Origin of the sequence: Phenylobacterium aquaticum (genome assembly GCF_947378715.1) — a bacterium.
Lineage (GTDB): Bacteria > Pseudomonadota > Alphaproteobacteria > Caulobacterales > Caulobacteraceae > Phenylobacterium > Phenylobacterium aquaticum_A.
Genome location: NZ_CANCLE010000020.1, coordinates 26,408 through 33,343 on the forward strand (window position 1 = coordinate 26,408; position 6,936 = coordinate 33,343).

7 protein-coding genes are annotated in these 6,936 nt (G+C 68.8%); 3 read left to right on the top strand and 4 right to left on the bottom strand.

What is annotated here, in order from left to right; translation table 11 throughout:
- The first annotated feature begins 93 nt into the window (after positions 1-93).
- Positions 94-1,002, top strand: a complete 909-nt coding sequence (locus Q7P21_RS04760) for a ribokinase (protein WP_304175997.1) — start codon at positions 94-96, stop codon at positions 1,000-1,002.
- Here the strand turns inward: Q7P21_RS04760 and Q7P21_RS04765 are convergent.
- The 4 genes from Q7P21_RS04765 to Q7P21_RS04780 are packed head-to-tail and all read right to left on the bottom strand — an operon-like array spanning position 999 to position 5,064.
- Positions 999-1,955: a helix-turn-helix domain-containing protein gene (locus Q7P21_RS04765; RefSeq protein ID WP_304175999.1), complete on the bottom strand. Its 957-nt coding sequence runs from the start codon at positions 1,953-1,955 to the stop codon at positions 999-1,001. The genes Q7P21_RS04760 and Q7P21_RS04765 overlap by 4 nt on opposite strands.
- A gap of 4 nt (positions 1,956-1,959) precedes the next feature.
- Positions 1,960-3,051 carry an acetamidase/formamidase family protein gene (locus Q7P21_RS04770; protein ID WP_304176001.1) on the bottom strand — a complete coding sequence of 364 codons (1,092 nt, stop codon included), beginning with the start codon at positions 3,049-3,051 and terminating at the stop codon, positions 1,960-1,962.
- Between the two features lie 7 nt (positions 3,052-3,058).
- Positions 3,059-3,874 carry a 4,5-DOPA dioxygenase extradiol gene (gene ygiD / locus Q7P21_RS04775; protein ID WP_304176004.1) on the bottom strand — a complete coding sequence of 272 codons (816 nt, stop codon included), beginning with the start codon at positions 3,872-3,874 and terminating at the stop codon, positions 3,059-3,061.
- Positions 3,871-5,064, bottom strand: coding sequence for an SRPBCC family protein (locus Q7P21_RS04780; protein WP_304176006.1), 1,194 nt, complete (start codon positions 5,062-5,064; stop codon positions 3,871-3,873). Before Q7P21_RS04780 ends, ygiD begins: the two co-directional genes overlap by 4 nt.
- A gap of 264 nt (positions 5,065-5,328) precedes the next feature.
- Between Q7P21_RS04780 and Q7P21_RS04785 the strand changes: the two genes are divergently transcribed.
- Both Q7P21_RS04785 and Q7P21_RS04790 read left to right on the top strand, forming a co-directional pair.
- Positions 5,329-6,183 carry a TauD/TfdA family dioxygenase gene (locus tag Q7P21_RS04785; RefSeq protein ID WP_304176007.1) on the top strand — a complete coding sequence of 285 codons (855 nt, stop codon included), beginning with the start codon at positions 5,329-5,331 and terminating at the stop codon, positions 6,181-6,183.
- A partial coding sequence (locus Q7P21_RS04790; RefSeq protein ID WP_304176009.1) for an oxidoreductase occupies positions 6,183-6,936 on the top strand: 754 nt, incomplete at its 3' end. The genes Q7P21_RS04785 and Q7P21_RS04790, both read left to right, overlap by 1 nt.

Genomic DNA, 6,936 nt, shown 5'->3' on the forward strand with positions numbered 1-6,936 from the left:
GATCGGCGTCAGGACAGCCCATTTTCCGCAAGGCCTTCCGCGCGGCTGTGAAATGTTAGATGCAGATGAGCTTTGGCGGGCCGGGAGATCGCGATGGGCGTGTGCGTGCTGGGCGGGATCAATCTGGACCACGTGGCGACCGTGGAGCATCTGCCCGCGCCGGGTGAGACGGTGACCAGCATCGGCCTGTCGCGGTTTCCAGGCGGCAAGGCGGCCAATCAGGCGGTGGCCGCCGCGCGTTCCGGCGCGTCCACGCAGCTGCTGGGCGCGGTCGGCGCGGATGAACCCGGCCTGTTCATGCGGACCTTCCTGACGCAGGCCGGAGTCGGGATCGGGGGCGTCATCGAGGTGGCCGACGCCCCGACCGGCCAGGCCTTCATCACCCTCGACGCGGCGGGCCGCAACAGCATCGTGGTCGCCCCCGGCGCCAACGCCCGGTTCGACGCCGCGCAGATCGCCCGCGCCGACCTGAGCGGCGCCCAGGTGTTCCTGACCCAGTTCGAGGCGACCCTGGCGGCCGTCGAGGCCCTGTTCCGTAGCGCCCAAGCCCAGACCGGGATCAGGATCCTCAACGCCGCCCCGGCCCTGATGGAGGGCGCGCACCTCCTCGCGCTCGCCGACATCCTGGTGGTCAATGAGACCGAGCTGGCGCGGTTCGCCGGCCTGGAGGCGGCGCCCACCAACGCCGAGGACGCCGCCTCGGCGGCCCGGGGTCTCGCCGCGCCGGGCCAGGCGGTGATCGCCACGCTAGGCGGAGACGGCGCGGTGATTGTGCGCGACGGCCAGGTCACCCGGATTCCCGGCCGCAAGGCCCAGGTCATCGACACCACCGGGGCCGGGGACTGCTTCTGCGGCGCGCTCGCCGCTCGCCTGGCGCAGGGGTCCGATCTGGAGGCGGCGGTGATCTACGCCAATGCGGCGGCGGCCATCTCTGTCACCCGCGCCGGAGCGGCGACCTCCTCACCGACCCGCGCGGAGGTCGAGGCCCTGCTGGCCGGCTAGGCCGCGCCACCCACATTGGCCCGGCGGTATTCGCGGGGCGAGGCGCCGTACTGGTTGCGGAAGGCGCGGCTGAAATGGGCCGAGCCATTGAAGCCCCAGCGGAAACAGATCTCAGAGATCGACAGCTGGCCGCGCGCCGGGCTGGCGAGATCGGCGCGGCAACGTTCCAGGCGCCTGGCCCGCACATAGCCGGTGAAGCTCTGGCCGTGGGCGGCGAACAGCTTCTGCAGATAGCGCGGCGAAACCCCATCCTCGTCGGCGACCCTTCGCAGGGTCAGCTCCGGCTCGGCCAGCATCATCTCGATGACCTGGCAGACGCGGTGCAGTTGCACCGCCCGCGCCCCGGCCGCCCCGCCCTGCACGGCCGGCCCGCCCTCCAGCGCCAGGCTCGCCACCAGGAACTCGGTGAGCGCCAGTTCGACGGGCCGCAGCTGGTCGGAGGTCAGGTCGTCCAGGGCCTCGGCGGTGGCCTTCAACAAGCCTGAGAACACGTGATTGATCCCGCCCGCCGCCGGCAGATGGCCGATCTTCAGGGACACCGGCGCCAGCAACCTGTGGTCCAACGCGACGCGCGGCGCAGTGATGAACAACAGGCGGAAACGGGTGTCGAAGCGCAGGGCGGCGGCCAGGCCCGTGGGGCCGAAGATGATGTCGCCCGGCTTGACCGTGACCGCCTCCTCCCCGTCCATCAGGGTCGCGTCGCCCTCCAGCAACAGGGCCAACCAGACCGCCGCCGGTTGCTCGGCGTTGCGGCCGGCGATCTCCTGGGCGGTCGAGGAAACCTTCGAGAACTCCACCCCCATGGGCGAGGTCAGGCTGGAGACCTGGGCATGGAATGGATCGGCCTGGGGCAGGTCGCCGATCGGCAGGCGCAACCGGGCCATGGCGTCACGCCAGGCTGATCGGCGCTCGGCCTTGGGATAGGCGTCGGTGGTGAACTGCCAGGCCTTCAAGACGTCACCCGGGATCGATCACGGCGCCCTTGCGGGGGAAGATGGTCCGGGGGATGCGCACATGCACCCCCTGGCGACCGTCGACCACCTGGGTGACCGCGAAGTCGGCGGCGACGCTCATCAGCGAATAGGCGTCGTTGCGCGACAGGCCCTGGTGCTCCGACAGCAGGGTCAGCATGTCGAGCGAGGCGTTCTTCATGGCCTGGTCGAGATCCTCGTCGAAGCCATGGACGATCCAGAAGTTCGGAGTCTCGAGTAGCGGGCTCGGGAAGGTGAAGTCCTTGCGCAGCACCACCTGGAACAGGACGTTCAGCGAGGCCTCGATGGCGGTGCCGGAAATCTCGCCGTCGCCCTGGCTGACATGGGGGTCGCCGATCGAGAACAGGGCGCCGTCGACCTGGACCGGATAGTACATCACCGCCCCGGCCCCGATCCGCCAATTGTCGATATTGCCGCCGTGCAGGCCCGGTGGGATGGTCGAGACCCGACCGCTGGCGTCGGGGGCGACGCCGGCCGTCCCAAGGTGCGGACGGACGGGCACCCGGACCCCGTTCAGGGCCGGCTGGCGGTCGCAGACCGGGCAATTGGTGATGGTCCCCGGTACGAGATACTTGCCAGGGAAGTCATAGGCGTAGAGCGCGCTGGCCTGGTTCGAATTGGGGTCGAGCTCATAGATCGTCACCCGCTCCTTCTCATCGAACTCCTTGTACAGATGACCCCAGTTGGCCGCGAGGTTGGAGCCGAAGTTGCAGCGCGGGGTCATGCGCAGATAGCGCACCTCGAGGATGTCGCCGGGCTTGGCGTCCTCGATGTAGATCGGTCCGGTCATGATGTGGACGCCGGGGTTGCGATCGGCCTCCGGGGTCTCGCGGAAGATCTTCCAGACCGCCTCGTCCATCAAGAGGTCGGGGGCGTCGCCGGCGTGGTGGGTGATGGCCTCGGCCTGGATCAGGTCGCCGCTCCTGACCTTCATGACCGGCGCCTTGGCCGGATCGAAATAGCCCCAGTGGATGGTCTGGGGCGTGGCGCGCAGGGTGTGCAGGGCGCCCGGCAGGGTGTCGGGCCGCGTGTCGCCGGCTTCGCAGATGAAGGCCATGGTTCCCTCAGGCGGCCGCTTCGGCCGGGGTTGGACGGCTGTCGAGCAGGACGCTGGTCATGCTGAGGGAGCCGTGTTCGATATGGTCAGGGGCGAAGGCTGCGCGGTCGCCAGGCCGGCGCGCGCCCAGGACATAGAGCAGCGGCCAGTAGTGGTCCGGCGTCGGCACGGACTTGGCGGCGGGCTCGCCGAAGGCTTCGAAGTTCACCGCCCGCTCCGGCGCGTCCTCGGCGATGGCGGTCTTGATGAAGTCGTTGAAGGCCTGGGCCCAGTCATAGGCCGGGCGGACCCGCGCGCCCCAGTCCATGGCCGGCAGGTTGTGGACGATATTGCCGCTGCCGATGATCAGCACGCCCTCGTCGCGCAGCGGGGCGAGCTTGCGGCCCATCTCGTAGTGCCAGGCGGGCGGCTGGCTGGCGTCCATGCTGAGCTGGACCACCGGCACATCGGCGTCGGGCCAGGCCTTGGACAGCACTGACCAGGTTCCGTGATCGAGCCCCCAGCCCTGATCCTGGACCACCGGCACGGGGCCCAGCAGCGTGGCGACCCGGGCCGCGAGCTCCGGACTGCCGGGCGCCGGATACTGGATCTCGAACAGCGCCTTGGGAAACGAGGCGCCGAAGTCGTGGATGGTGCGCGGGGTGGGCATGGCGGTGACGCCGACGCCCCGGGTCAGCCAGTGGGCCGAGATGCAGAGGATGGCCTTGGGCTTGCCGATCGACGCGGCGATCTTCGCCCAGGTCTGGGTGGTGTCATTGGATTCAAGGGCGATCATCGGGCTGCCATGCCCGAAGAACACCACCGGCAGGGGCCCGTCGCTCATGCCGGGACCCTCTGTTCGGCGATCGCGGACCAGGTCCGCTGATAGCGCGGGGTGAGCCAGCGGTTGAAGGCGATCTGGGCGCCCTCCTGCCAGGAATAGCGGCCCCGGATGGCGAAGCGCGAGCGCAGCCCCACCTGGACCAGGCCGTCGACATGCATGTCCTGGGCGATGATCGACATGGCGGCGGTCATATTGGCCTCCAGCTTGTGGCTGAAGGCGGGATCGGCCATGGCGCCCGGTGCGAACAGCAGGCCGGTGTCCATCTCGTGGGTCTCGGGCCCGGTGGCGCGGACGATCAGATAGATGACCATGTCGGCGGTCACCACCAGGGACAGGGTCGGCGGGATATTGGCGAACACCATCCGGTTGCGGTCGACCTCCGTCAGGCCCGGAAACACCGGCAGCAGCGCCTTCTGGGTGACGTTGAAACTCGCGTCGGCATGGGTGGTGCCGTTGAAACGCAGATAGCCGGCGGCCTCATCCGGCATGGCCGGGAACACCGACTGGGCCGAGGGCACGAAGTCGTGCAGCGGTCCCTGGTGCAGGCGACTGGCGTGGTAGCCGTCATTGTTGTTCTCGAACATCACCTTCCAGTTCCAGGGAAGCTGGGCGCCGGGATCGGGACGCGGGCCTTCGGCCCCGGCCAGATCGTAGCCCGCCAGCGCCGTCTCGATCTGGGTGAGGCGGGGCGCGAGCGGTGCGGCCTCAAGGTCGAAATTGACGAAGATGAACCCCAGCCAGACCTCGACCTTGAACCTGGGCAGGGCGATGTCGCCCTTGTCGAAACCGCAGGTCTGCTCCATGGCCGGCGCGTTCACCAGGGCCCCGTCCAGGCCATAGGTCCAGTGGTGATAGGGGCAGACAAAGCCGCGCGTATTGCCGTGGCCCTCAGCCACCAGCATGGCCCGGTGCTGACAGACCGAGGACATGGCGACCAGCTCACCCTTGCGGGTCCGCGACACCAGGATCGGTTCACCGATGATGGCGGTGGTGAAATAGTCGCCCGGCTCCATGACCCAGGCCTCGCGGCCGACACAGAGCCACTCGTGATTGAACACCGCCTCCTGCTCGAAGGCGTAGAAATCCCCGTCCACATAGCAGGCCGGCGGCAGGGTCTGGGCGGTCTCGAACCCCTCGGTGGAGGTCGAGAGACCGGCGAAGAACGCGTCGTTGAGAAGGTCGGCTGGCATGGCGCTCCACCGGGCAGGGGCCTCGATCAGGACCCCCAGCCTAGGCTCGCGCCTCGTCACAGGTCTTGCACGTGCGCGCACGACAACTTGGCCGGCTCGAGGTAGGAGAGGCCCGTTCGCCGCCTTTCCAGGCGGTTCTGATCAGGGTCTGGGCAGGTTCAGGCGCGCCGGCCCGTGACTGAACAAAGGATCGGGCGCGCCCGTGCAAGACCGGCGGGGCGCGGGCCTCCTACTATGATGGCGCACCTGCGGAGGAGGCTTCTCATGACCACGGACGTTCAGCTCAAGACCCGCCCGCTCAAGCCCGGATTCGGCGTCGAGCTCCTGGATGTCGATCTGAGCCGCGCGGACGGCGAGACGGTGGCCGGCGTGGTCGACGCCTTCCACAAGCACGGCGCCATCCTGCTGCGCGGCCAGAGCCTGGATCCAACCCAGCTGGTCGACTTCATCGCGGCCTTCGGCGAGCCCGAGGACCACACCCAGACCAAGTTCACCCTGCCCGGCCATCCCAAGGTGTTCATCCTGTCGAACCGGGAGGTCGAGGGTCAGCCGATCGGCGCCCACAATGACGGGGTCGGCTGGCACACGGACTATTCCTACAAGGCCGAGCCGGTGATGTGCACCATGCTCTATGCGGTTGAGGTGCCGGACGAGGGCTCCGACACCCTCTTGGCCGACCAGTGCGCGGCCTGGAACGAACTCAGCCCCGAACGGCAGGCTGAGCTCGACGGCCTGATGCTGCACCACTCCTACCAGTACTTCATGTCGACCCGGGAGTTCGGCCGCCAGGAGCTGTCCGAGGAGCTGAAGGCCGCCAATCCGGACGTCATCCATCCCTTGATCCGCACCCACCCGGCCGACGGCCGCAAGGCTCTGTGGGTCTCGACCGGCACGGTCAAGGAGGTGGTCGGCATGCCCAATCCTGAGGGCCTGCAGCTGATCGACGAGCTGGTCGAATGGGTGACCCAGGATCGCTTCGTGTTCCGCCACAAGTGGCAGGTCGGCGACATCCTGATGTGGGACAACCGCTGCACCCTGCACACCGGCACCCTCTATGACGACACCAAGTATTTCCGGATCATGCACCGACTGTGGGTGAAGGGCGACAAGCCGTTCTGATGACGAAAACCTGGTTCATCACTGGCGTCTCCAGCGGCCTGGGCCGGGCCCTGGCCGAGGCCGCCCTGGCGGCGGGAGACCGCGTAGCCGGGACGGCGCGCCGCGAGGCCGAGGTCACGGCCTTTTCCGCCCTGGCCCCGGGCCGGTCGCTCGGCGTCCAGCTGGATGTCACCGACGAAGCCGCCGTGACGCGCGGCGTGGCCGAAGCCGCGGCGGCGTACGGCGCCATCGACGTACTGGTCAACAATGCCGGCTATGGCCTGATCGGCGCGGTCGAGGAGGTCAGCCTGGCCGAGGCGCGGGCCCAGTTCGAGGCCAATGTCTTCGGGCCGCTCGCCCTGATCCGCGCCGTCCTGCCGGCCATGCGGGCGCGGGGCGCGGGCCACATCATCAACATCACCTCGGTCTCCGGCCTGGCGGCCTGGTCCGGCACCGGGATCTATTGCGCCAGCAAGTTCGCGCTCGAAGCGCTGGGCGAGACCCTGGCCCAGGAGGTCGGGCCGCTGGGGATCAAGGTGACCAATGTCGCGCCGGGCGGCCTGCGCACCGACTATGCCGGCCGCTCCATGATCCGCGCTGAAGGGCTGATCGGCGACTATGCCGGCACCGCCCACGAGGCCCCGCGCCTGCTCGGCGAATATGCGGGCCAGGAATCCGGCGATCCGGCCAAGGCCGCCCAGGCGATCCTGAAGCTGGTCGCCATGGAGGTACCGCCCCTGCACCTGTTGCTGGGCGCCGACGCCATCCACTATG